Annotated in this window: 24 protein-coding genes and 1 riboswitch; of the genes, 12 read left to right on the top strand and 12 right to left on the bottom strand. The window is 61.7% G+C overall.

Annotated features, from left to right (window positions below; all coding sequences use genetic code 11):
• Window positions 1-13: 13 nt before the first annotated feature.
• The 3 genes from AOT96_RS17760 to AOT96_RS36590 all read right to left on the bottom strand — a co-directional run bounded on the left by AOT96_RS17760 (window position 14) and on the right by AOT96_RS36590 (window position 1,958).
• Window positions 14-799, bottom strand: coding sequence for an amino acid ABC transporter ATP-binding protein (locus tag AOT96_RS17760; protein ID WP_003944418.1), 786 nt, complete (start codon window positions 797-799; stop codon window positions 14-16).
• Window positions 796-1,770: an amino acid ABC transporter permease gene (locus AOT96_RS17755; protein ID WP_003944440.1), complete on the bottom strand. Its 975-nt coding sequence runs from the start codon at window positions 1,768-1,770 to the stop codon at window positions 796-798. Before AOT96_RS17755 ends, AOT96_RS17760 begins: the two co-directional genes overlap by 4 nt.
• A 110-nt stretch (window positions 1,771-1,880) precedes the next feature.
• On the bottom strand, window positions 1,881-1,958 hold the full coding sequence (locus AOT96_RS36590; protein ID WP_350318888.1) for a putative leader peptide: 78 nt from the start codon (window positions 1,956-1,958) through the stop codon (window positions 1,881-1,883).
• Between the two features lie 7 nt (window positions 1,959-1,965).
• Window positions 1,966-2,060: riboswitch (SAM riboswitch) on the bottom strand.
• Between the two features lie 199 nt (window positions 2,061-2,259).
• Between AOT96_RS36590 and AOT96_RS17750 the strand changes: the two genes are divergently transcribed.
• The 8 genes from AOT96_RS17750 to AOT96_RS17715 all read left to right on the top strand — a co-directional run bounded on the left by AOT96_RS17750 (window position 2,260) and on the right by AOT96_RS17715 (window position 8,726).
• Window positions 2,260-3,027, top strand: coding sequence for a sulfite exporter TauE/SafE family protein (locus tag AOT96_RS17750; protein WP_003944404.1), 768 nt, complete (start codon window positions 2,260-2,262; stop codon window positions 3,025-3,027).
• A 37-nt stretch (window positions 3,028-3,064) separates the two neighbouring features.
• Complete coding sequence (locus AOT96_RS17745; RefSeq protein ID WP_003944345.1) at window positions 3,065-3,880, top strand: HAD-IIA family hydrolase; 816 nt, start codon at window positions 3,065-3,067, stop codon at window positions 3,878-3,880.
• Between the two features lie 290 nt (window positions 3,881-4,170).
• Window positions 4,171-4,728, top strand: coding sequence for an alternate-type signal peptide domain-containing protein (locus AOT96_RS17740; RefSeq protein WP_047269467.1), 558 nt, complete (start codon window positions 4,171-4,173; stop codon window positions 4,726-4,728).
• A 4-nt stretch (window positions 4,729-4,732) separates the two neighbouring features.
• Window positions 4,733-5,299: a hypothetical protein gene (locus AOT96_RS17735; RefSeq protein ID WP_064443278.1), complete on the top strand. Its 567-nt coding sequence runs from the start codon at window positions 4,733-4,735 to the stop codon at window positions 5,297-5,299.
• On the top strand, window positions 5,296-5,940 hold the full coding sequence (locus AOT96_RS17730) for a signal peptidase I (protein WP_065352084.1): 645 nt from the start codon (window positions 5,296-5,298) through the stop codon (window positions 5,938-5,940). Before AOT96_RS17735 ends, AOT96_RS17730 begins: the two co-directional genes overlap by 4 nt.
• Window positions 5,924-6,526 carry a SipW-dependent-type signal peptide-containing protein gene (locus tag AOT96_RS17725; protein WP_082920554.1) on the top strand — a complete coding sequence of 201 codons (603 nt, stop codon included), beginning with the start codon at window positions 5,924-5,926 and terminating at the stop codon, window positions 6,524-6,526. The genes AOT96_RS17730 and AOT96_RS17725 overlap by 17 nt, the downstream gene beginning before the upstream one ends.
• 5 nt (window positions 6,527-6,531) lie before the next feature.
• Window positions 6,532-8,130 (top strand): hypothetical protein, encoded by a 1,599-nt coding sequence (locus AOT96_RS17720; protein WP_156778953.1) that lies wholly within the window; start codon window positions 6,532-6,534, stop codon window positions 8,128-8,130.
• Window positions 8,130-8,726, top strand: coding sequence for an alternate-type signal peptide domain-containing protein (locus tag AOT96_RS17715; RefSeq protein ID WP_065352082.1), 597 nt, complete (start codon window positions 8,130-8,132; stop codon window positions 8,724-8,726). The genes AOT96_RS17720 and AOT96_RS17715 overlap by 1 nt, the downstream gene beginning before the upstream one ends.
• A gap of 43 nt (window positions 8,727-8,769) precedes the next feature.
• On the opposite strand, the gene AOT96_RS17710 is transcribed toward AOT96_RS17715, so the two are convergent.
• The 3 genes from AOT96_RS17710 to AOT96_RS17700 are packed head-to-tail and all read right to left on the bottom strand — an operon-like array spanning window position 8,770 to window position 10,890.
• The gene (locus AOT96_RS17710; RefSeq protein ID WP_172403504.1) at window positions 8,770-9,993 is read right to left on the bottom strand and encodes an O-succinylhomoserine sulfhydrylase; all 1,224 of its coding nucleotides are present in this window, start codon (window positions 9,991-9,993) and stop codon (window positions 8,770-8,772) included.
• Entirely contained in the window at window positions 9,990-10,418 is a 429-nt protein-coding gene (locus AOT96_RS17705) for a rhodanese-like domain-containing protein (RefSeq protein WP_007726822.1), read from the bottom strand. Before AOT96_RS17705 ends, AOT96_RS17710 begins: the two co-directional genes overlap by 4 nt.
• 46 nt (window positions 10,419-10,464) lie before the next feature.
• Window positions 10,465-10,890 (bottom strand): Rv0361 family membrane protein, encoded by a 426-nt coding sequence (locus tag AOT96_RS17700; protein ID WP_007726820.1) that lies wholly within the window; start codon window positions 10,888-10,890, stop codon window positions 10,465-10,467.
• Between the two features lie 230 nt (window positions 10,891-11,120).
• Between AOT96_RS17700 and AOT96_RS17695 the strand changes: the two genes are divergently transcribed.
• Both AOT96_RS17695 and AOT96_RS34730 read left to right on the top strand, forming a co-directional pair.
• The gene (locus AOT96_RS17695; protein WP_003944405.1) at window positions 11,121-12,518 is read left to right on the top strand and encodes an FAD-dependent oxidoreductase; all 1,398 of its coding nucleotides are present in this window, start codon (window positions 11,121-11,123) and stop codon (window positions 12,516-12,518) included.
• 109 nt (window positions 12,519-12,627) lie between these two features.
• Complete coding sequence (locus AOT96_RS34730; protein ID WP_231917227.1) at window positions 12,628-13,467, top strand: amidohydrolase family protein; 840 nt, start codon at window positions 12,628-12,630, stop codon at window positions 13,465-13,467.
• On the opposite strand, the gene AOT96_RS17685 is transcribed toward AOT96_RS34730, so the two are convergent.
• The 6 genes from AOT96_RS17685 to AOT96_RS36355 form a co-directional block, all read right to left on the bottom strand.
• Window positions 13,371-13,853, bottom strand: a complete 483-nt coding sequence (locus AOT96_RS17685; RefSeq protein WP_065352080.1) for a DUF456 domain-containing protein — start codon at window positions 13,851-13,853, stop codon at window positions 13,371-13,373. The two genes, AOT96_RS34730 and AOT96_RS17685, sit on opposite strands and share 97 nt — an antisense overlap.
• Window positions 13,850-15,085, bottom strand: a complete 1,236-nt coding sequence (purT, locus tag AOT96_RS17680; RefSeq protein ID WP_003944342.1) for a formate-dependent phosphoribosylglycinamide formyltransferase — start codon at window positions 15,083-15,085, stop codon at window positions 13,850-13,852. Before purT ends, AOT96_RS17685 begins: the two co-directional genes overlap by 4 nt.
• A 40-nt stretch (window positions 15,086-15,125) precedes the next feature.
• A complete protein-coding gene (locus tag AOT96_RS17675) occupies window positions 15,126-16,631 on the bottom strand; it encodes a GGDEF domain-containing protein (RefSeq protein ID WP_231917226.1) in 1,506 nt (501 codons plus the stop codon).
• A 240-nt stretch (window positions 16,632-16,871) separates the two neighbouring features.
• The gene (locus AOT96_RS17670; RefSeq protein WP_007726811.1) at window positions 16,872-17,018 is read right to left on the bottom strand and encodes a hypothetical protein; all 147 of its coding nucleotides are present in this window, start codon (window positions 17,016-17,018) and stop codon (window positions 16,872-16,874) included.
• 362 nt (window positions 17,019-17,380) lie between these two features.
• Window positions 17,381-17,503 (bottom strand): hypothetical protein, encoded by a 123-nt coding sequence (locus AOT96_RS36360; protein ID WP_019749478.1) that lies wholly within the window; start codon window positions 17,501-17,503, stop codon window positions 17,381-17,383.
• A 210-nt stretch (window positions 17,504-17,713) separates the two neighbouring features.
• Window positions 17,714-17,836: a hypothetical protein gene (locus AOT96_RS36355; RefSeq protein WP_003944443.1), complete on the bottom strand. Its 123-nt coding sequence runs from the start codon at window positions 17,834-17,836 to the stop codon at window positions 17,714-17,716.
• Window positions 17,837-18,156: 320 nt separating this feature from the next.
• On the opposite strand from AOT96_RS36355, the gene AOT96_RS17665 reads away from it, so the two are divergent.
• Window positions 18,157-19,890, top strand: coding sequence for an ABC transporter ATP-binding protein (locus tag AOT96_RS17665; RefSeq protein WP_058227530.1), 1,734 nt, complete (start codon window positions 18,157-18,159; stop codon window positions 19,888-19,890).
• Window positions 19,887-21,953: an ABC transporter ATP-binding protein gene (locus tag AOT96_RS17660; RefSeq protein ID WP_042924214.1), complete on the top strand. Its 2,067-nt coding sequence runs from the start codon at window positions 19,887-19,889 to the stop codon at window positions 21,951-21,953. The genes AOT96_RS17665 and AOT96_RS17660 overlap by 4 nt, the downstream gene beginning before the upstream one ends.
• Window positions 21,954-22,034: the final 81 nt, after the last annotated feature.

Raw genomic sequence — 22,034 nt, 5'->3', positions numbered from 1 at the left:
AGTCTGGGTCGCGTCAGAGGACGCGGGAGAGAAAGGCTTTGGTCCGTTCGTGGACCGGATTGTCGATCACCTGCGAAGGCGGGCCCTGTTCGACGATGACGCCGCCGTCCATGAAGACCGCAGTGTCCGCCACTTCCCGAGCAAATCCGACCTCGTGTGTGACGATCACCAAGGTGGCGCCGTCACGGGCCAGCTGAGCCAGGACTTCGAGAACCTCGCCCACCAGTTCCGGGTCGAGCGCCGACGTCGGCTCGTCGAAGAGAATGACCGCCGGCCGCAGTGCCAGCGCTCGCGCTATCGCGACGCGCTGTTGCTGGCCACCGGAGAGTTGGCGGGGATACTCGTCCGCCTTGTCCCCCACTCCCACTCGCTCGAGCAGTGCGCGGGCCTCGCGGTACACCTCGTCACGATCACGCTTCTGGGCCGAGAGCGGCGCTTCCACCACGTTTTCCAACGCGGTCAGGTGCGGAAACAGGTTGAAGTTCTGGAACACGAATCCGATGTGCGAACGCTGTTTCAGGATCTCGCGGTCACGCAGTTCGTGGAGCCGATTTCCCTTGCGCCGGTACCCGATCAGTTCTCCGTCGATCCGTACGGTCCCGCGGTCGACCTTCTCGAGGTGATTGAGGGTGCGCAGCAAGGTGGACTTACCGGAACCCGACGGACCGAGAATGACGGTCACTTCGCCCTTGCGAACCAGGAGATCAACGCCGGCAAGTACTTCCAAGGCACCGAAAGACTTGTGAATTCCGCGTGCTTCGACGGCATACACCGTATCTTCGGCCAGTTCTGCGGTCATCGGGTAGCACCTCTCGGAATATCGAGACGCGCATCGCGAATCTCTTCGAACTTCTTGCGCGCCTTCTGTACCGGAGTCAACGGAAGAGCACGAGCGGATCCTCGTGCATAGTGGCGCTCCACGTAGTACTGACCGATCGAGAGCAACGTCGTGAGGATGATGTACCAGATCGTGGCGACCATCAGCAGGGGCACGACTCGTCCGTTGCGGCCGAAGATGACCTGCACCTGGTAGAACAGTTCGGCGATTGCCATGGTGGAGACGATCGACGTTCCCTTGAAGAGTCCGATGACCTCGTTGGCGGCGTTGGGGAGGATCGCCCGCATTGCCTGCGGGAGAACGATCTTGAAGAACTGGCGACTGCGCGGAATACCGAGCGAGTGAGCAGCTTCGATCTGACCGTGATCCACCGAGATGATTCCGGAGCGAATGATCTCGGCCGAGTATGCAGCCTGGTGCAGCGCCAAACCGATGACTGCTGCGGTGAATCCGCCGATCACACCGCTGACCTGGAAGGTGAAGAACTCGGGACCGAAAGGTATTCCGAGAGAAAGCGTCTGGTACAGGTATGTGATGTTGAACCAGAAGAGCAGCTGCACGATGAGTGGAATCGAGCGGAAGGCCCAGATGTAGGTCCAGGCGATCACCTGCAGGACCGGATTCTTCGACAACCGACCGAGCGCCAGGAAGACACCGAGACCGAAACCGAGGATCGTCCCCCACAAGGTCAGTTTGATCGTCATCCACAGCGCGGCGAGCACTGATTTCGCGGTGAAGTACTGCGCGAACGTCGGCCAGTCCCAGCCGGGGTTGACGACGAGCCCGTGGATGAACTGAGCAAGCAGGACCAGCACGACCGCACTGATCACCCAGCGCAGCGGGTGCCAGGTGCGAGCGACGACAAGCTCCGAGTCGGGAAGTTGCGACTCGGACACCGACTTTTCGGGGCGGACATCGGTGGGCGCGCTCACGGCGCGCTACCTGACGGAGTGGACATCACGAATAGACCTTTCGGGGAAATGGGAACGCAGCTGTGTCCTCGAGTTGGTGCGCTCGAGTTGCGAAGACGACGAGAGTTCGGTCAGCGACAGTGACACGAAGCGGTGCGGCACAGATCGATGTGACGTCGCTTGTGCGCAGCGTGCGAAGTGGTACCCATGTGATGCCTTCCATCGGTCCTGGCGGTAGCACCCGCTCCCGATCACTCGGGGGGTTGCTGCGACGTCGACGAGCCAGGTCTCTCGGTCGCTCTGGATGGTGAGCAAAGACTAGACGCGAAATGTCGAGTCGTCAAATGTTGTATTTCCCTGCACTGCAAGGGAAATGAAGGGTCCACGATGTTGAAATCGCATTGATTCCAACGGTGTCCGAAGCCGCGTTCGGCGTGTTGAATGGAGCGTTCGAATGAAGACCGGGACCGCCGTCCGGACTGACTTTTCCTCTGCCGTACCGTCTGCGGAGTGAGTGGACTCGACGCTTTCTTCATCTTGTTGGCCGGTATCGGCGCGGGCGCGATCAACGCCGTGGTCGGCAGTGGAACGCTGATCACGTTTCCCACCCTGGTCGCCTTCGGCATGCCGCCCGTGACCGCAACCATGTCCAACGCGGTCGGGCTCGTCGCCGGCGGAGTTTCGGGTACCTGGGGCTACCGACGTGAGCTGTCCGGACAGTGGGACCGACTGAAGTGGCAGATTCCGGCGTCCCTCGCCGGAGCACTACTCGGTTCGTGGTTGCTCATGCACCTACCCGAGAAACTGTTCGAGACCATCGTTCCGGTGCTCTTGGTCCTCGCTCTCGCGCTCGTCCTCCTCCAACCACGCATCCAGGCGTGGGCCAAGAAGCGTTCCACCGAAGAAACGACGCTGTCCACCAAGAGGCTGATGCTCCTGACCGCCGGCACTTTTGCAGTCGGCATCTACGGCGGATACTTCACTGCCGCGCAGGGCATCCTTCTCATCGGTGTGATGGGTGCCATCCTCCCGGAAACCCTCCAGCGCATGAACGGCGCGAAGAACCTGCTGTCGCTGCTCGTCAACATCGTTGCAGCAGGGATGTACATCACTCTGGCATTCGATCAGATCAATTGGGCAGCAGCCGGTTTGATCGCCGTCGGCTCACTCGGTGGTGGCGTCCTCGGCGCCCGCTACGGACGGCGCCTGTCCCCCACTGCATTGCGCTACACGATTGTCGTCGTCGGCCTGATCGGCCTGTGGCGCCTTCTCGCTTGACCGCCCACATCGGGCGCCACCCGCACATACTGGAGTAATGACCAGTACAGAAGATCAGACCGGTTGGACCTACCTCATGGACATGGACGGGGTTCTCGTCCACGAGGAGCACTTGATACCTGGAGCGGACACGTTCCTGGCAGAGCTGGCGTCGAACGACATCCCGTACATGGTGCTCACCAACAACTCCATCCGCACCCCGCGTGACCTGCGAGCACGCCTGCTCAATTCGGGACTCGACATCCCGGAGAAGTCGATCTGGACGTCAGCGCTCGCAACCGCGACGTTCCTGGCCAACCAGCGGCCAGGCGGCAGCGCCTACGTGGTCGGCGAATCGGGCCTGACCACTGCCCTGCACGACATCGGTTACGTCCTGACGGACAGCGACCCCGACTACGTCGTCCTCGGCGAGACGCGAACGTACTCCTTCGAGGCAATCACCACCGCCATTCGCCTGGTCGAGCGTGGATCGCGGTTCATCGCCACCAACCCGGACGCCACCGGGCCGTCGCGTGACGGCTCGCTGCCGGCCACCGGCTCGGTCGCGGCACTCATCACCAAGGCAACCGGACGCGATCCCTACTACGTCGGCAAGCCCAACGCCTTGATGATGCGCTCAGCCCTGCGGTCCATCGGCGCTCATTCCGCCAATACGTTGATGATCGGCGACCGCATGGACACCGACATCGTCTGTGGCCTCGAAGCCGGACTGCAGACGATTCTGGTGATGACCGGGATCTCGACCCGCGCGTCGGTAGAGCTCTATCCCTACCGCCCGACCATCGTCCTCGAGTCGGTCGCCGATCTTGTGGGAACAACAACCGATCCATTCCGTAGCAACACAAACAATTGATTCAAATTGCAAGACAAAACCGAAACTCGGTAATTAACTGGTAAAAAACAGCAGATTTGCCAAGTTCCGACTCGTCCGCTTTGTCCAACTGAACAAACCAACGGTTTTATTCGCACCAAACTTACAAACGAGTAGTTAGACGCAGGTCAAAGATCATTTCGACACCGAGTGACAGTTGGACTCCAGTCGTAAAATTGATTTTTCGAAAAGTGGTAACGAATCGTTTGCCGTGTCTGATACTCATGTCTGAATGGCCCCATTTCGGGTCCCAGACATGAAATGAGATTTTCATGAAGAAGCAGACCAAGGGTGCGATCGCTGCTGCGGCGGCCGGTGCCCTCCTCCTCGGCGGTGCCGGCTCGCTCGCAGTCTGGAGCGATTCGGCCGACGTCAGTGGCGGCGGGCCCGTCACGTCCGGCGCCCTCGACCTGAGCTCTTGCGCACCGGTCGGTGGCGGGTGGAACTCCCTCAACCCGACGAAGACCGCGATCACCAACATCTCGGCTTACCGAATAGTCACCACCGAGAGCATCGAATACACCTGCGACGTCACTGTGACCGCAGTGGGCGATCGTCTCGCGGCTGTTCTGACCGCTGATACGGCCGGAATCGTTCCGGGTGCGAACAGCGCCGAGCTTGCCGCTGCTGTCGTGCCCGTGACGACAATCAAGGACACTGGCGGCAACCCGATTTCGCAGATCACCAAAGCCCAGAACGGAACGATCGTCCACGTCGGAGTCCGGCTGAACTTCAACGAGGTGGCCAATCAGGTCGCGCAGAACCAGTCGCTGAACTTGTCGGCGATGAAGTTGGTCGTCACTCAGACAGCACTGACACCGGCCCCGTAATTTCATGAGGAAAAAGGTCTGGGGAGCGATCGCAGTCGCGGTGGCTGCTGTAGCGGTGTTTGCATCGTCACAGCAGTCGCTCGCGCTGTGGTCCGATTCGGCGAGCGCGAATGGCGGTACGGCGACAGCCGCCAGCGTCAACCTCACGGTTGGTACAACTGCCGGAACCAGTGCGGCGTACACCCTGGCGAACTTGACGACGGCCGCGACGCCCGTTGTCCCGGGAAACACGGTGCAAGCACCGCTCACCGTCAAGAATTCGGGGACTGATCCTCTGCAATGGCGAATGCAGTCGACGACCGCACTTACGGGATTCACGTTGACCACGTACGGAGTCGCCAACGAAGGCGCCTGCCCGACCGGCGTGAACACGGCAGCTCCTGCCGTTCCATCCCTGATGTCAGCACCGATGACCGCGTCGCTGCAGCACCCGGTTTCACCGGCGTACATGCCGGATCCGCTCGTGCCTGGCGGCACCTACGTCTTGTGTCTGCGGCTCGCGGTGGACTCTGGTGCGGTCTCCGGTCAAACGAACAAGGCCACCTTCACGTTCCAGGCAGGTCCGGTATGACAAAACACTCGACCAAACGCGGTGAACGTACCGGCCCTCTGTGGTGGGTCACCTCGATTGTCAGCTGGACACTGCTGCTGGCAATTTCGGCAGTCATCGTCGCAACGATTGTCGTTCCCTTCTTTGCCGGAGCACAGCGCTTCACGATTCTGACCGGTTCGATGCGCCCGACGTACAACCCTGGATCACTGGTAGTGGTCAAACCTGTCGATCCGTCCGAACTGGGGATCGGTACACCTATTACGTACCAGCTGGAATCGGGTCAGCCGACCGTCGTCACGCACCGGATCATCGCCACAAGTGAAAACCAGAAGGGTGAAAGAACTTTCATCACCCAGGGCGATGCGAACGGTGAGCCTGACGAGAAGGAAGTGCGGCCGGTGCAGATCCGGGGAAAGGTCTGGTACAGCCTGCCTTATCTCGGTTACGTGAACACCTGGCTGACGGGAGAGCAGCGCACCGTGATCGTGGTGATCGTAGTGACCGCTCTACTGCTGTACGCGTCGTACATGATGATCAGCGGCATCCGTGACGGCCGGAAGGAGCGAGCTCGCGCCCGATTGGCTGCTGACCCTGCACCTTTCGAGCCCGCAGACAACGCCCAGATCGAGAAAGGCCAGCACGATGCCCTCGCGCCCTGACCGTCCGGCTCACCGGATTCGTCACCTGTTGACCAGCACGCGCTTTCGCGCGCTGCTCGCTTTGGGGATGGTACTGGGTGTCGGCGGCGTGACCACACTCGCGGCCTGGACGTCTTCCGCCACGGCAACCTCGGGCAACATCACGACGGGTTCCATCAATCTGCAGTTGAACAGCATTGCCCAGCCCATTCTGACCAGGTCTCTGAATTTCAGTGAGCTTGGCAAGTCCGGAATGATTCCCGGCGATTCGAATACCGCTCTGATCAAGGTCAACAACCTGGGCACAGGGACAACTGTCCCGCTGAAGTACACGATCACGTCTACGAGTAGTGGTGCGTTGACGACCTCTCTACGAATGACGGTTTCCTCCAACGGAACTGTTGCCAACAAGTGCACTGACGGCGCCAACGTTGTGTCCTCGCTCGCGCTGACACTCACCGCGAATCAAGCCATCGGTAGCCCCGACCGCCCACTGGCGGTCGGGGCTACCGAGAATTTATGTGTCTCGGTGCAGCTTCCGACAACACCGACACCGCCGACGAACAGCACGTCGAACATCGTCCTGACCTTCACGGCAAAGGTGTGATGGCAATGGCTCGACACACGAAAAAACATGCAAAGGCCTCGATGCCGAACCGGGTACGGGAAGTCCTGCTCAGTCTGGGAGCCCTCGCAGGCTTGGTATCCATCATCATTTTCATCGCCGGTCTGGCTTTCGGTATCACCCCGCTGATCTTTCGGAGTGGATCGATGTCACCCGCGATCGATACCGGTGCTCTCGCATTCGCGCGCACCGTGCCTGCTTCGGAAGTGCTGGTCGGTGACATCGTCAGCGTCTCCGACAGCCAAGGCACGCGCATCACCCATCGTGTGGAATCAATAGATCAGCAGGGCAACAACCTTGCCGTCGCACAACTACGTGGTGATGCAAATCCGATCGCCGATCCCGATCCCTACGTCATCACCGAAGCCGATCGCGTCTTCTTCAGCATCAACCGCCTCGGATACGTGGCAGTCTGGCTGTCCGGACCGAGTGGGCTTGTGCTTGGTGCGATTGCCGTCGGTGGGCTCCTGTACATCGCGTTCCGTCGACGTGAGGCTTCCGACGCGGAGGAACCTCAGCGGGATCGTCAGGACATACGCGGCGACTCCCATGCCCTCAAGGCCATCGTCGCCTTGGCTACGGTCGGTCTCACGATGGTCGGTGTGTCCCAGATCGGTGGTACCAAGGCGGGGTACACCGACACAGCCACGGCAACAAGCATTCAGTTCGGCACTGCTGCAACCTTTCCCACGTCTCCAAGCACAGCCAGTTGCGCAGTGAATTTTGCGGTCGCAGTAACGATCACTTGGCCAGCGACGGTCGGAAGCTCATACCGTCTCATTGCCCGCGATAGCAACGGATCCTTGTTGGGATCGAATGACTACACCGCAACGTCTACTACAGGCTCCATGAGATACGGCTCGGGCGGTACAACAGTCGCGTTCCCGCTCATCGTCGGCACCTACAACATCGAAATCCATGGACTGAGCGGCACGTCGGTCACGCCGTCGTACTCCGGCTACCAATTCAGCATTCTCGTCGGCCTGCTCTACTCGTGTGGCGGTCCGATCAGCGGGACATCTGCTCTCAGTCGATCGGCAGCGCCGGCACTGGCGGCAGACGCTCCGAGCACTCCTACCACGGCCGTCACTTCCACGGCCGTCACTTCCACGACCGCCTCATCCACCACGCCCACCACGACATTGGCGCCGGCTGTGACAACCACCAGCACAACTGCACCGTCGACAACCACCAGCACAACTGCACCGTCGACAACCACCTCGTCACCGGCTACAACTACGGCGCCCCAGACGACGACCGCTACAACGACAACGACAACGGTGCCACCAACTACGACCACCCCGAGCGAGGTTCCCGTCGACGCCCCGGTGACCACTACCGGTCACAGTGCACAGAAGCTCTCGACTTCCGCTGGAACCGTTGTGTCCGTGTCGAATTCATCAGGTACTGAAGTCTATCGAGGTACCGTCGACAGCGACGCTGTCCTGCATTGGCTCACCGGTACCGATCAGCTATACGTAATCACCCCTTCCGGAGTCACCGTCATCGACACGTCAACGGGAGTCTGGGCCGAATCTCCTGCCCCGAGCGAACTGCCGGACGAGATCAAGGCGCTGGTGCCGTGATGAGAAAGACAACGAAAGCTGCCATGGCAGTTGCCGCGGCCGGAGCCGTATTGCTCGGCGGTTCGGGCACATTGGCGAAGTGGACCGACAGTGCGACCCTGACAAGCGCCGCTGTCCAGTCCGGGACCCTGGATCTGGGAGCGTGCGTGACCACGAGCGGCGGGGGCTGGTATTCGCAGGTCTACGTCAACGCGCCCACCAATCCGAATCCACTCGTATATATCCCGGACATCACTACCTACCGGCTCAAGCCCGGATTCAACTACACGTATTTCTGCGATTCGAAGGTGATGACCACCGGCCCACGTCTGAAAGCGAACGTGACAGTCGACAAGACCAAGTTGAGCGGCGGGCTCGCGGCCGCCAACATCGACCTTCGCACGTACGTCACGGATCAGAGCAACAATCTGCTGTACGACAGCACAGCACCGACGCCGAACCTCATCGCGGTCACGTCGGCCCTGAACAACACCAATCTGACGGCGCAGGTGTTGTTCACGATCTACCCCACCGACACGACAAGCTCAGGTCTCACACTGAATACGACGGCGTTGACGATCGACGTCAAACAACTGGGTCTCACGCCCGCACCGTAGAACGCCTTGCCGTCGGAAGTTCGAGGCAAGGCGCTCCAGCGATTCAGCCGAGTGCTCGCTTCAGATCAGCCAACAGATCAGCCGTGTCTTCGAGACCGACGGACAGACGGACAACGCCGTCTGTAAGACCCACTGCTGCACGGCCTTCCGGACCCATGGCCCGGTGCGTCGTCGTGGCGGGGTGAGTGATCAACGACTTGGAATCTCCCAAGTTGTTGGAGATGTCGATGACGCGCAGACCGTTGAGAACCTCGAACGCCCGCTTCTTGCCCTCTCCGTCAGGCGCATCGAGCTCGAACGTGACAACCGTTCCGCCACCGCTCATCTGAGACTTCGCGAGCTCGTGCTGCGGATGCGACGTCAGGTACGGATACTTGACCCACTTGACGCCGGAGTGTCCTTCGAGGAATTCGGCGATCTCGAGTGCCGAAGCCACGGAGTGCCGAATACGGACCGGCATCGTCTCCAGGCCCTTGAGCAGAGTCCACGCATTGAATGGACTGAGCGCAGGACCGGTGTGCCGCATCAGTTCTCGAACGGGACCGCTGATGTATTCCTCGGTACCGAGGATCGCGCCACCAAGCACGCGGCCCTGACCGTCGATGTGCTTGGTGCCGGAGTACACCACGACGTCGGCACCCAGATCGAGGCTGCGCTGCAGAAGCGGCGTCGCGAAGACGTTGTCCAGCACTACCTTTGCACCGGCTGCATGAGCAAGCTCCGACACCCGTCGAACGTCGACGAGAGATTGCATCGGGTTGGACGGCGTCTCGAAGAACACTGCCGTGGTAGGCACGGACAGCGCCTCTTCCCACTGCGCGTTGTCCTCACCGTCGACGAAGACGACCTCGACTCCCCAGCGCGGAAGAATCTCGTTGCACACGACGAAGCAGGATCCGAAGAGGCTGCGCGCAGCCACCAATCGGTCGCCGTTGGCCAACAGTGCGCCCAACGCCGTGAAGACTGCCGACATTCCGCTGGCAGTCGCAAAGCAGGCTTCCGCGCCTTCGATGAGACGCAGACGCTCTTCGAACATCTTGACGGTCGGGTTGCCGTAGCGGGAGTAGACAAAATGATCCACCTCGCCGGTGAAGGCTTGTTCGGCGGCTTCTGCACTCTCGTAGACGAATCCGGAGTTGAGGAACAGCGCTTCGGAAGTCTCCTCGAACCCGGTACGCATCAGTCCGCCGCGAACACCGAGAGTGCCGAGACCGACGTCGTCCGGCAGCGCTCGTTGAAATGCGCCACCCTGGGGAATTCCGCTCACTGCTGCCTCCATGGCAAGCCGATGGCCCGCCAACCTACAAGTCCGCGATGTCCGTCGGCACCCAATGCGCCTTCGAACCCGTCGAGCACGTTGTACGACGGGCCGATGCCCGCCGCAGTCGCAGCTTCCGCCGCACCGATGGAACGCTGTCCGGATCGACACAGGAAAATCACCGGACGCTCCGACCCGGAGGAATCAGCAGTGATGCCGGCTTCCTTCAACTGGTCGACGAAGTTGTCATTGCGCGCGCCGGTCGGGTGGCTCACCCATTCGATCAGTGCGGCCTGCTTGCCGAGGGAGGACACATCGGGGACACCGACGTACTTCCACTCCGCATCGGTCCGCACGTCGACCAGCACGGCGTCGGGGTTTTCGCGGAGCAGCTCCCAGGCTTGCTCCGGCGTCAGATCGCCTGCGTAACTCACGTAGTCCATGTTTTCACAAGACTGCCGTGAGCGCCTGAGCGGGCCGTCAGTTGCAGACGACCCAACGGTTGCCGTCACGGGTCAGGGCCCAGGTCGAGACTCGCTCGCCCGCTCCGCCACCGGTGATCGTCACGTCGGCCCGGGCGCGATCGCCGTTGACCGCGACCCCGTCCACACCCTTCAGCTCGACCGTCCCGTCGACGCCGGCCATAGGACCGTTGCTCGAATTGAAGCTCGCGCAGGTCAGGGTCTTGATCGTCTCCGCGTCATTCCGATTCTCGGCATCGACGTAGTCGGTGACGGAGCGGCTCACGCGGTCCGACTCGGTGACGTTCTCCTCGGCCGGCGAGATCCACGATGCGACGAAGATTCCACCCAGGATCAAGGCGACGATGGCGACAGCCAAGAGGAACGGCCCCGCAGACGCCTTCTTGCCATCGATGTTGTCGGATTCGCGCAGCTCGTCACTCATAACGCCAATAGTCCCCCACAACTTGAAATTGTGGCCCGTCAAGGATCAGGCCCCTACCCCGGATACCCGAGACAACAGGAGAATGGGAGGAAAGAATAGGTTTACCCACAACCGATCGAGTGAGAGTGTGGATCCGTTCGGCCGCAACCGAGGCACTGTGCTTAGGTTCGGCTAAATTGGATACTTGTCGATATGTTGTCCGAACTTCGAAGAAGGTAGCTGTCCTCACGATGACTGACTCCAACCGCCCACTCCGGGTCGCGATCGTCGGCGCCGGCCCCGCCGGCATCTACGCCGCCGACGCCCTCATGAAATCCGACACCGCAGTTTCCGGCCGCGGCGTCAGCATCGACCTCTTCGAGCGCATGCCCGCGCCCTTCGGCCTGATTCGTTACGGCGTCGCGCCTGATCATCCGCGCATCAAGGGCATCATCACCGCCCTGCACAAGGTGCTCGACAAGCCTCAGGTACGCCTGCTCGGCAACATCGACTACGGCACCGACATCACCCTCGACGACCTGCAGTCGTTCTACGACGCGGTCATCTTCTCCACCGGCGCCAACGCCGACCGTGCGCTCGGCATCCCGGGCATCGAACTCGACGGCAGCTACGGCGCGGCCGACTTCGTCTCCTGGTACGACGGCCACCCCGACGTACCGCGTACGTGGCCGCTCGAAGCCGAGAAGGTCGCCGTCCTCGGCGTCGGCAACGTTGCCCTCGACATCGCCCGCGTTCTCGCCAAGACCGGCGACGAACTGCTGCCGACCGAGATCCCCGCCAACGTCTACGAGGGCCTCAAGAACAACAAGGCCGTCGAGGTTCACGTCTTCGGACGCCGCGGCCCGGCCCAGGCCAAGTTCACCCCTCTCGAACTGCGCGAACTCGACCACTCGCCGACCATCGAGGTCATCGTCGACCCCGAGGACATCGACTACGACGAGGGTTCCGAGCAGGCTCGCCGCAACTCCAAGCAGGTCGACATGGTTGCGAATACGCTGCAGGACTGGGCAATTCGCGACGTCGGAGCCCGTCCTCACAAGCTGTTCCTGCACTTCTTCGAATCTCCCACGGAGATCCTCGGTGAAGACGGTAAAGTCGTCGGCCTGCGCACCGAGCGCACTCAGCTCGACGGCACCGGCAACGTCAAGGGCACCGGCACGTACAAGGACTGGGATGTCCAGGCCGTGTACCGCGCCGTCGGTTACCTCTCGCAGAACATCACGCAGTTGCCGTTCGACGACCAGGCCGGCACCGTCCCCAACGACGCCGGACGCGTCGTCGCCGACGACAACGCCGAGGGCGCAGCCCGGTTCATGCCGGCCACCTACGTCACCGGCTGGATCAAGCGCGGCCCCGTCGGCCTCATCGGCCACACCAAGGGTGACGCCAACGAAACCGTCGCGAATCTTCTCGAGGATTCCGTCGACTTCGCGGGCGCCGCGAACCCCGACGAGAACGCAGTCATCGAGTTCCTCGAAGGCAAGCAGGTTCCGTACACGACCTGGCAGGGCTGGTACCGCCTCGACGCGCACGAGCGCAGCCTGGGCGAGCCCGAGGGCCGTGAGCGCATCAAGGTCGTCGAGCGTCACGACATGCTGAAGGCATCCGAGCCCGACCGCGCGAACTGAGTGCGCGGAAGTAACTGAACAGAAGCCCTCCACCGGCCCGACGCGACCCAGGTCACATCGGGCCGGTGGTGTGTGCAGGGACCCAGGGCAACAGGGCAAAATAGACCCCGTGTTTGACGCCCATGTGCATATCATCGACCCGCGCTTCCCGCTGGTCGAGAATCACGGGTACCTGCCTGAGCCCTTCACCGTGGCCGATTACCGGGCCCGGATTGCCTCGCTGAAGGGCCTCAGCGTTGACGGCGGCGCGGTGGTGACCGCGTCGTACCAGGGCAATGACCAGGAATACCTGAAAGCTGCCTTGTCCGAACTCGGTGAAGGCTGGGTGGGCGTCACTGCTTTGCCGCTCGATGCGACGGATGAAGACATCGTTGCTCTGGACGCACTGGGAGTACGTGCCGTCCGGTTCAACCTGCGCCGCGGCGCCACCGACCTGCGTCTGCTTGCCGATCTTGCCAACCGCGCATTCGATCTGGTCGGCTGGCACGCCGAGTTCTACGTCGATGCCACGCTGTTGCTGTCGTTGGAACCGGTCTTCGCCAAATTGCCCGCGGTGAGCATCGACCATTTGGGAATGTCCACCCGCGGACTGCCGTATCTCCTCAACCTCGTCGACCGCGGAGTGCGCGTCAAAGCCACCGGGTTCGGCCGCACAAGCATCTCCGACGTCAGCGATGTGCTGCGCCAGATCCACGCGGTCAATCCCGCTGCGCTGATGTTCGGCACCGATCTACCCGGTACACGGGCACGTCGAGCGTTCGAGGTCCACGACCTGGACGTGATCGCCGACGCTGTCGGCGACGACCTGCCCGCGGTCATGTGCGACAACGCCCGCTCCTGGTACCGCTGCGCTCAGGTGAACGCAACGGCTCCCAGCCACAGCCCCGCCGCGACCAGCGCTCCGAACAGTTCCACCAGCATGGACAATCCGACTGCCTTCACCGCGTGAAGCGTCGACGACCAAGCGATGTCGTAACGGCGCAGCCGCGCTAGTTCCGCGAAATACGTTCCGACGATGAATCCCAGGAACAAGCCCACGACCGGAATCACGAAGAACCCGATGATGCCGACGACGCCGCCGACCACCACCGACAGGTTGGGCACTCCCCCGGACTTCATCCGCTTGCCCGGCCACGTGTACTTCACGATCCCGGTGACCACCAGTGCCAGCGTGGACAGCGCGAACACCGTCCACGCCGTGGCACCACCGGTCATGATCGCCCACACCAGAATTGCACCGAAAACGAGAAGCGTCCCCGGGAGAATCGGAACGACGACACCGATCAGACCGACCAGGATGACCAGCCCGACGAGGACCTCGGCCGCTGGACTCATCCGACGGGACGCACCTTCGACGCAGCCTCGCGAGCACGGTCGCGTGCAGTAGGCACATCGGCGGCCGTCGACACTGCAACACCCATGCGACGACGCGTAAAGCTCTCCGGCTTGCCGAAGAGCCGCAGGTCCGTCTCGGGAACCGCGAGCGCCTCGGCGACGCCGTCGAATCCGATCCCCTTTGCCTCCACTCCGCCGTAGATCACTGCCGATGCTCCTGGAGACGTGAGCGTCGTGTCGACCGGCAAGCCCAGGATCGCGCGGGCATGCAGTTCGAACTCCGAAAGTCGCTGCGTCCGCAGAGTCACCAATCCGGTGTCGTGCGGCCGTGGGCTCACTTCGGAGAAGAAGACGTCGTCGCCCTTCACGAATAGCTCGACGCCGAAGATGCCTCGCCCGCCCAGAGCCGTGGTCACCTTCTCGGCGACGTCTCGGGCCGAGGCGAGGGCAACCGCGGACATCTGCTGCGGCTGCCACGATTCGATGTAGTCTCCGGCCTCCTGCAGGTGCCCGATCGGTTCGCAGAACGACGTCTCGACCTGACCGCTCTCACCGACGGCTCGAACTGTCAATTGCGTTATCTCGTAATCGAAATCGACAAAGCCTTCGACGATCACCCGGCCGTGATTCACACGACCTCCGGCCATCGCGTAATCCCATGCGGCGTCGAGATCTTCGGCGGATCGAACCGTCGACTGTCCCTTCCCCGACGAGGACATGACTGGCTTGATGACGCACGGGAAACCGATTCGGTCTGTCGCTGCCTGCACTTCGGCAAGCGAGTCCGCGAAGGCGTACGGCGAAGTGGGCAGGCCCAACTCCTCGGCCGCGAGCCGACGGATTCCCTCACGGTTCATCGTGAGCTGGGTGGCTCGGGCGGTCGGAATGACCACCGCACCCCCGCGTTCTTCGACGAGTGCAAGCGCATCCGTCGCGATGGCCTCGATCTCGGGAACCACGAAGTGAGGCTTTTCCAACTCGATGACGGCAAGCAGTGCTTCCGGATCGGTCATGTCGACGGTATGAGCACGATGAGCCACCTGGTGCCCAGGGGCATCGGGATACCGATCCACCGCAATCACTTCGACGCCCAGACGCTGCAGCGCGATGACAACTTCCTTACCCAACTCGCCTGATCCCAACATCATCACGCGGATGGAGTTCTCGGTCAGTGGGGTTCCGAATCGGAGCGGAAGCGTCGGCAGGGGCGAAGGCGTCGAATCAAGCTGCATGGGTGCGACTATATGCCAATCCCGATGCAGGTCAGCGCGGTTATCGGCCGTCCACCACACCTTCGCGGCCAAATCCTCGCCGGATCGTTCGGGGTAGCGCAGGTTTGCGATAGGTGCGGGTGGCAGTGTCCGGCTCGGAATTCCGTTGCGGCACGGTGTCGTTGCCGACGCGGTGCACTTTCACGAGGTTGCGCCCAGCACGCTTGGCGTCGTACAGAGCCTCGTCTGCGACGCTCATGAGGGTCGACAGCGCCGGCGTCGCATGATCGACCCACGCGACGCCGACGCTGACGGTGCTCGTCACATCTGATTCGGCCGAGTACTCGACTTGCGCGCCGCGGACCGCCTCGGCGACATCGATTGCTCGCGCGTAGCTGCAGTCCGGAAGCAGAACGGCGAACTCCTCGCCGCCGAGCCTTCCGATCAGATCGCCGTCCGACAATCGGTCAGCGGCCCGCTCGGCAAAGTTCGCGAGAACGCTGTCACCGGTCATATGTCCATGCGTGTCGTTGATGCTCTTGAAGTGGTCCAGGTCGAGCATCAGCAGGCCGACCGGAGATTGTGTGCGAGCCGCGTCGGCAAGTTCCGCTTCCGCGTGGCCGAGGAACGCACCGCGCGAGAGGACCCCGGTCAGATGGTCGAATTCGACGGCAAGGAAGAGCTCACGCTCGACAGCACGGCGTTCCTCGGTCGCACAGGCAACCGCTATCGGCCCCAACGCGATCAGCGTGACCGCTATGGATGTGATGACGTCCTCGTTCCACGTCGAGGCGGCTTGATCTCCGATGTCGAGTCGACCGCTACCCGCCATCATGAGTGACCACACCGACCAGACCACTGAAACGAAGGCAGTGCTCGGAACCGAGATGCGAGTGGCACACCAGAGGAGAGCTGGAATCGGCAAGACCAGCGCAATCGGCCCTTCGATACTGAGGGCGATCGGCACGCAGGCTGCAGTGGCGAGTAGCGGAACGCTCAGAGCGGCGACAGTTCTGGCGGTCAGTCTCCTGCGGAACTCGGCAAGGCTCGACGGGATGGTGAGAGTGAGAATGAGAGGAAGGACCAGCAGGTACGCCATGACCTCGGTGGCACCCCAGTGGAAAAACGTGTCGGCAAAGGACTGACCGCGTAAGAGCCGGTCCAAGGCGCCGGCCGTGGCCGCGGTACCAGTCGCCGCGACGAACGAAACGAAGACCATCCATACCAGCGACTGCGAATCGACCAATCGGAACGGTGTGCGCTTCAAGTAGTACAGAACGAGAACACCGAGCGTCACTCCGGCGAGGTTGGCCCCGTTCAGCTGCAGGGCAAGCGACAGCGAGTTGCCCGTAATCAGGTCAGCGCAGACGTATCCGACGGCCGCGGCGATCCACGTCCGCCATTCGATCAGGACCGGCCATCTGACCATCATTCCCAGCAGAATGGCGTTGGCGCACCAGAAAGTCGCGAGCAAACCTGGTGGGCGCGTGAGGATGCCGATCAACGATGCCGCAAGTACGACGGCCAGCACTAGGAGAAGGCGCAGAAAGCGACTCGTCCCTACCATGCGTCACCTCGCGGTCGGCTACCTCTGAATTCGGGAGCACCGGACGTCGCGGTGACCGTATGCCGATGTCGTCGAACCATCGTACGCAGGTGCTGCCACTCGCAGTTCTGTGTTCACATGCCAAAACGGCAGCTGCGACCATCTCCGCAAACGCGAGTGCCCTCCGGCCACGACAGTGGACAGAGGGCACCTGCATGCAATCCGATCGGCAGAGCCGAATGGACCTGCCGGAAGGGATGACTACTCGGCGGATCCGCTGGACAGACCCGAGAGTGAACCGGTGGACGAGCCCTCGCCCTTGCCGGACAGCGATTCGGTGGGAACGGACTTGAGGAAAGCTCCGAGCGCGGTGAGCAGGGGTCCGAGGGTGCTGAGTGATCCGAACATAGGAGGTTCTCCTGTATGTGAGGTGGTGTGATGTTCCAGCGCCATTCCGGCCGCAGGCGGTGGCCGAGATGGTTCGGGAACTTCTGCCGCACGGATGGCTGAACCGCCCCCCGAACAACATCCCGAGCTGTGATGTAGCGCACTTACTTGGCGCTGCCTGCATTTATAGACCGGCTTTCCACACTTGTCTAGCTACCTAATAGCTATCAATACGGACTTTCGGTCACACCTTTACGGATAATTGCAGTTCAAAGCGCAAATTCACCCTCTAGAATGTCCCATAATGTGATTTAGCTCACAGTGAAAAGCCGAAAAGTGTGACCCGCAGACAACTGCGAGCCACACTTTCGGACAAACTGGACTTACTTATCGGCCGCCGATCCCGTCCCAGGGGTGAGAGAGCCACCACCGAGTGCCGTGAACAGGTCCTTGAGCACCGGAATGAACGTCTTGACGACGCCGCTGAAGTCTTCGAATGAACCCATGTCGGGCCTCCTTTTGTCGGAATGCAGTTGAGATGAAGTGAGGACCGAGAACTACTCGGCGGCCGAACCGGCCGAACCCGAGCCGTCTGCCGATCCCGCGTTCAACTTGGTCACGAATGCAAGAACGCTCTTGAGGAAGGCGTCGAGATTCTGAATCGAGGTCATGCGACTACTCCTGTGTTGTTTCGGAAGATTTCTCGAGGTCGAACGTCAGGAGTTCGAGCTCGCGGTGTCCAGCCCCTGAAGGGTTTTGAGCATGTTGACCAGGGGCAGAAGCTGGAGAATGCCCCAGCCCATACCGTTGGCCTTGAGGAGGTTTCCGAGGGATCCCATATGTGACTCCTTGCATGAATATCTATGACGCGGCGCACGTTTTGTTCGCTGCACGTCTTTGTAGCCAAGCTAAATACGTACGTCCAGTTTGTTTCTGTCCAATCGAAAACGTGACACATTGGATGAATATGTAAACCTGCAGTTCAGGTGCTGTGACCTGAATCCAATCTCGAATTCGAGTGTGTTCGAGATCACAGTCAATTAGGACAAAAGGATGCAATCGTCAGAGTCGGTGCCAACCTCGACCGCGATCTGTCATACCGTGTGCGTGTGATCAATCGCGAACGAGCGGCAACCGAGGCAACTCACCGGGAACCGTCGTGCTAGCAAAACTCCTCAAGACGTACCTGCCGCCGTACCGCTGGTTGCTTGCCGGGGTCCTCGCACTGCAACTCTTCGGGGCCATCGCGTCGTTGGTCCTCCCCACACTCAACGCGCGGATCATCGACGACGGCGTCGCCCGAGGCGACACCGGATTCATCATGTCCACCGGCGGGATCATGCTCCTGGTCTCGCTTGCGTCGATCATCGCGTCGGTCGCATCGACCTATCTGGCTGCAAAATCGTCGATGGGCTTCGGCCACGACGTTCGAGGCGCCTTTTACAAGGCAGTCGGCAGTTTCTCGGATCGCGAATTCAACAGTTTCGGTGCGCCGACGCTGATCACACGCAACACCAACGACGTCCTGCAGATCCAGGCCCTGGTCATGCTGACGTCCTCGATGCTCGTCAGCGCCCCACTTATGTGCATCGGCGGCGTCATCATGGCTCTGCGCGAGAACCTGCAGATGTCCTGGCTCCTGACGATTTCGGTACCACTGCTCGGCATCACCGTCTCGGTCGTGGTGGCCAAGCTGATCCCGCATTTCCGGACGATGCAGACGCGGATCGACAACATCAATCGATCACTGCGCGAACAGCTCACCGGTATGCGTGTCATTCGCGCCTTCGTTCGCGAACCCGACGAAACGATCCGCTTCGACAAGGCCAACAAGGAACTGACCGACACTTCGCTCCTCATCGGCCGGTACCAGGCGGTTCTGCTGCCCACCGTCATGTTGATCGCCAACCTGTCGAGCGTGGCGGTCCTGTGGTTCGGCGCGCATCTGGTCGATACCGGAGACATGCAGATCGGACAGATCAGCGCCTTCCTCGCCTACGTCATGCAGATCCTGATGTCGGTGGTCATGGCGACCATGTTGGCCGTCGTGATCCCCCGCGCCGCCGTGTGCGCCGACCGCATCACCGAAGTACTCGACACCGAGGCGACCGTGCCCGCGCCGGCCCAGCCCCTTCGCCCGACCAGCCCATACGGCGTGGTCGAGTTCGGTGGAGCCGGATTCACGTATCCAGGAGCAGAAACGCCGGTTCTGTCGAATGTTTCGATGCGATGCATGCCAGGCACGGTCACCGCGATCGTCGGCAGTACGGGCAGTGGCAAATCGACCCTCGTCTCACTCATCCCCCGGCTCTTCGACGTCACAGCCGGCGCCGTCCTGGTCGACGGCTTGGACGTCCGTGGCTGGGATCAGGACGAACTCTTCGCCAACTTCGGATACGTGCCCCAGAAGGCCTATCTGTTCGCCGGCACGATCGCGAGCAATATCCGCTACGGAAACCCGACCGCCACCGACGACGACATCTGGGCAGCCCTCACCATCGCCCAGGCAGACGACTTCGTCCGGGAGCTGTCCGACGGTCTCGAGTCACCGATCGCCCAGGGCGGCGGCAATCTCTCGGGCGGACAAAAACAACGTCTCGCCATCGCCAGAGCGGTGGTCCGCAGACCCCGGATCTTCGTCTTCGACGATTCGTTCTCCGCTCTCGACATGCATACGGACGCCGCGGTCCGACGCGAACTCCGGACGGTTTCGACTCATTCGACGGTCATCATCGTGGCTCAGCGCGTCGCATCCATCATCGATGCCGACCAGATCATGGTCCTCGAAGACGGTGCGCCGGTCGGCCTCGGCGACCATCAGTTCCTTCTGGCCAACTGTCCGACGTACCAAGAGATCGTGGCTTCCCAGATTCCCGCGGAGATGAGCGCATGACCAGCCCGCAGGACCCGACATGGGGCGGCCCCAACAGCCAGTACTTCGACGATGCCCCGACGGTGGTGTTCGCCAAGATCCCGAGCGAACCTGAATCCGCGGACGGGGATGCGAAGTCGAGTAACCCCGAGACCCCCGACAAAGAGCCGAAGCCCGCGCTGACCGCGACGGACACAAAACCTCGCCACTTCAAGGCGACGATGAAGCGGCTTCTCTCGCTTCTGCAGCCGCACAAGTTTGCGGTCTTCTGTGTCGTCGTTGCGACGATCGCCAGCATCGCGCTGTCGGTCGCAGTGCCGAAAATCCTCGGTCACGCGACAGACCTCATCTTCGCCGGGTTCATCGGCAAGAGCCTGCCCGCCGGACTCACCCGCGAGCAGGCCGCAGACGCCATCCGGGCATCAGGGAATTCGACGTTCGCCGATCTTGTCGCCAACTCGACCGACGTCGTTCCCGGTGTGGGTCTGAACTTCGACGCCATCGGCAAGGTCGTCATGCTCGCGATCGGCGTGTACTTGCTCTCGTCGCTGCTTGCCTGGTTGGAAGCATTCCTCCTCAACATCATCGTCCAGAAGACCATCTACAACCTGCGTGCCTCGGTGGAGGCGAAGCTTCACCGTCTCCCCCTTCCGTATTTCGACAAGACACCGCGCGGCGAGATCCTCAGCCGCGTCACCAACGACATCGACAACATCTCGTCGACGCTGTCGTCGACGTTGACCTCGCTCCTGACGTCGGTGCTCACCGTCCTCGGCGTCCTGACGATGATGTTCGTCATCTCTCCGATGCTCGCCCTGATCGCACTGATCGCGGTGCCGGTATCGGTGCTCCTCGTTGCCAGGGTCGCCAAGCGAGCACAGGTGTTGTACAAGGCTCAGTGGACCGAGACGGGCAAGATCAACGCGCAGATCGAGGAGAACTACAGCGGTCGCGACCTGGTACGCGTGTACGGGCATCAGGCCGAAGCCGAGCGTGAATTCGCCGAGCAGAACAAGAAGCTCCTCGACGCGTCCTTCGGCGCACAGTTCCTCTCCAGCCTGATCATGCCGGTCATGAACTTCGTCGGAAACATCACCTACGTGCTGCTCGCTGTGGTCGGCGCTCTCAAGGTCGCCAGCGGCAACATGTCACTCGGTGACGTTCAGGCCTTCATCGTCTATTCGCGCCAGTTCAGCCAGCCACTGACGCAGATCGCGTCCATGTCGACCAGCCTGCAGTCCGGAGCCGCGTCGGCGGAGCGGGTCTTCGAGCTTCTCGACGAACCCGAGCAGTCGCCCGACATCGACGTGCCGCTTCTCCCCGAGCCCGCCGGACGTCATCGCAACGTCGGTCACATCGAGTTCGAGAACGTCTCGTTCCGGTACGAGCCGGACAAGCCGTTGATCGAGAACGTGTACCTCACGGCCCGGCCCGGGCAGATGGTCGCCATCGTCGGGCCCACCGGTGCCGGCAAGACCACCTTGGTCAACCTGCTCATGCGCTTCTACGAAGTCGACTCCGGCCGAATCACTCTCGACGACGTCGACATCTCGCAGATGCGCCGCTCCGACTTGCGCAAGCACGTCGGCATGGTTCTGCAGGACACCTGGCTCTTCGGCGGCACGATCCGCGACAACATCGCATACGGCCGACTCGACGCCAGCGAATACGAGATTCACGAAGCCGCACGCGCTGCCTTCGTCGACCGCTTCATCCACACGCTCCCGGACGGTTACGACACCGTGCTGGACGAGGAGGCGTCGAACATCAGCTCCGGCGAGAAGCAGCTCATCACGATTGCCCGAGCATTCCTGTCGGAGCCGTCGCTGCTGATTCTCGACGAGGCGACGAGCTCGGTCGACACACGTACGGAACAGCTTGTGCAGCAAGCAATGTCCGCGTTGCGCGTCGGGCGGACCAGCTTCATCATCGCGCACCGGCTCTCCACCATCCGTAACGCCGATCTGATCGTCGTGATGGAGTCGGGCAAGATCGTCGAGCAGGGCACACACGACGAACTCATCGCAGCGGCGGGCGCGTACTTCCGTCTCTACAACGCTCAGTTCGAGGGTGCCGCCGTCTAGTGATCGGCGCCTCCCTCGGTGGACACAGTGCCCCGGAGCACACCTGATCGATTCGACACGTTACCGTCGGGTCAGAAGTGT

This window comes from Rhodococcus sp. 008, from assembly GCF_001682295.1.
GTDB lineage: Bacteria > Actinomycetota > Actinomycetes > Mycobacteriales > Mycobacteriaceae > Rhodococcus_F > Rhodococcus_F qingshengii.
Note: the sequence above shows the minus strand (reverse complement) of the source record. Positions and strands in the feature narration are given on the sequence as shown.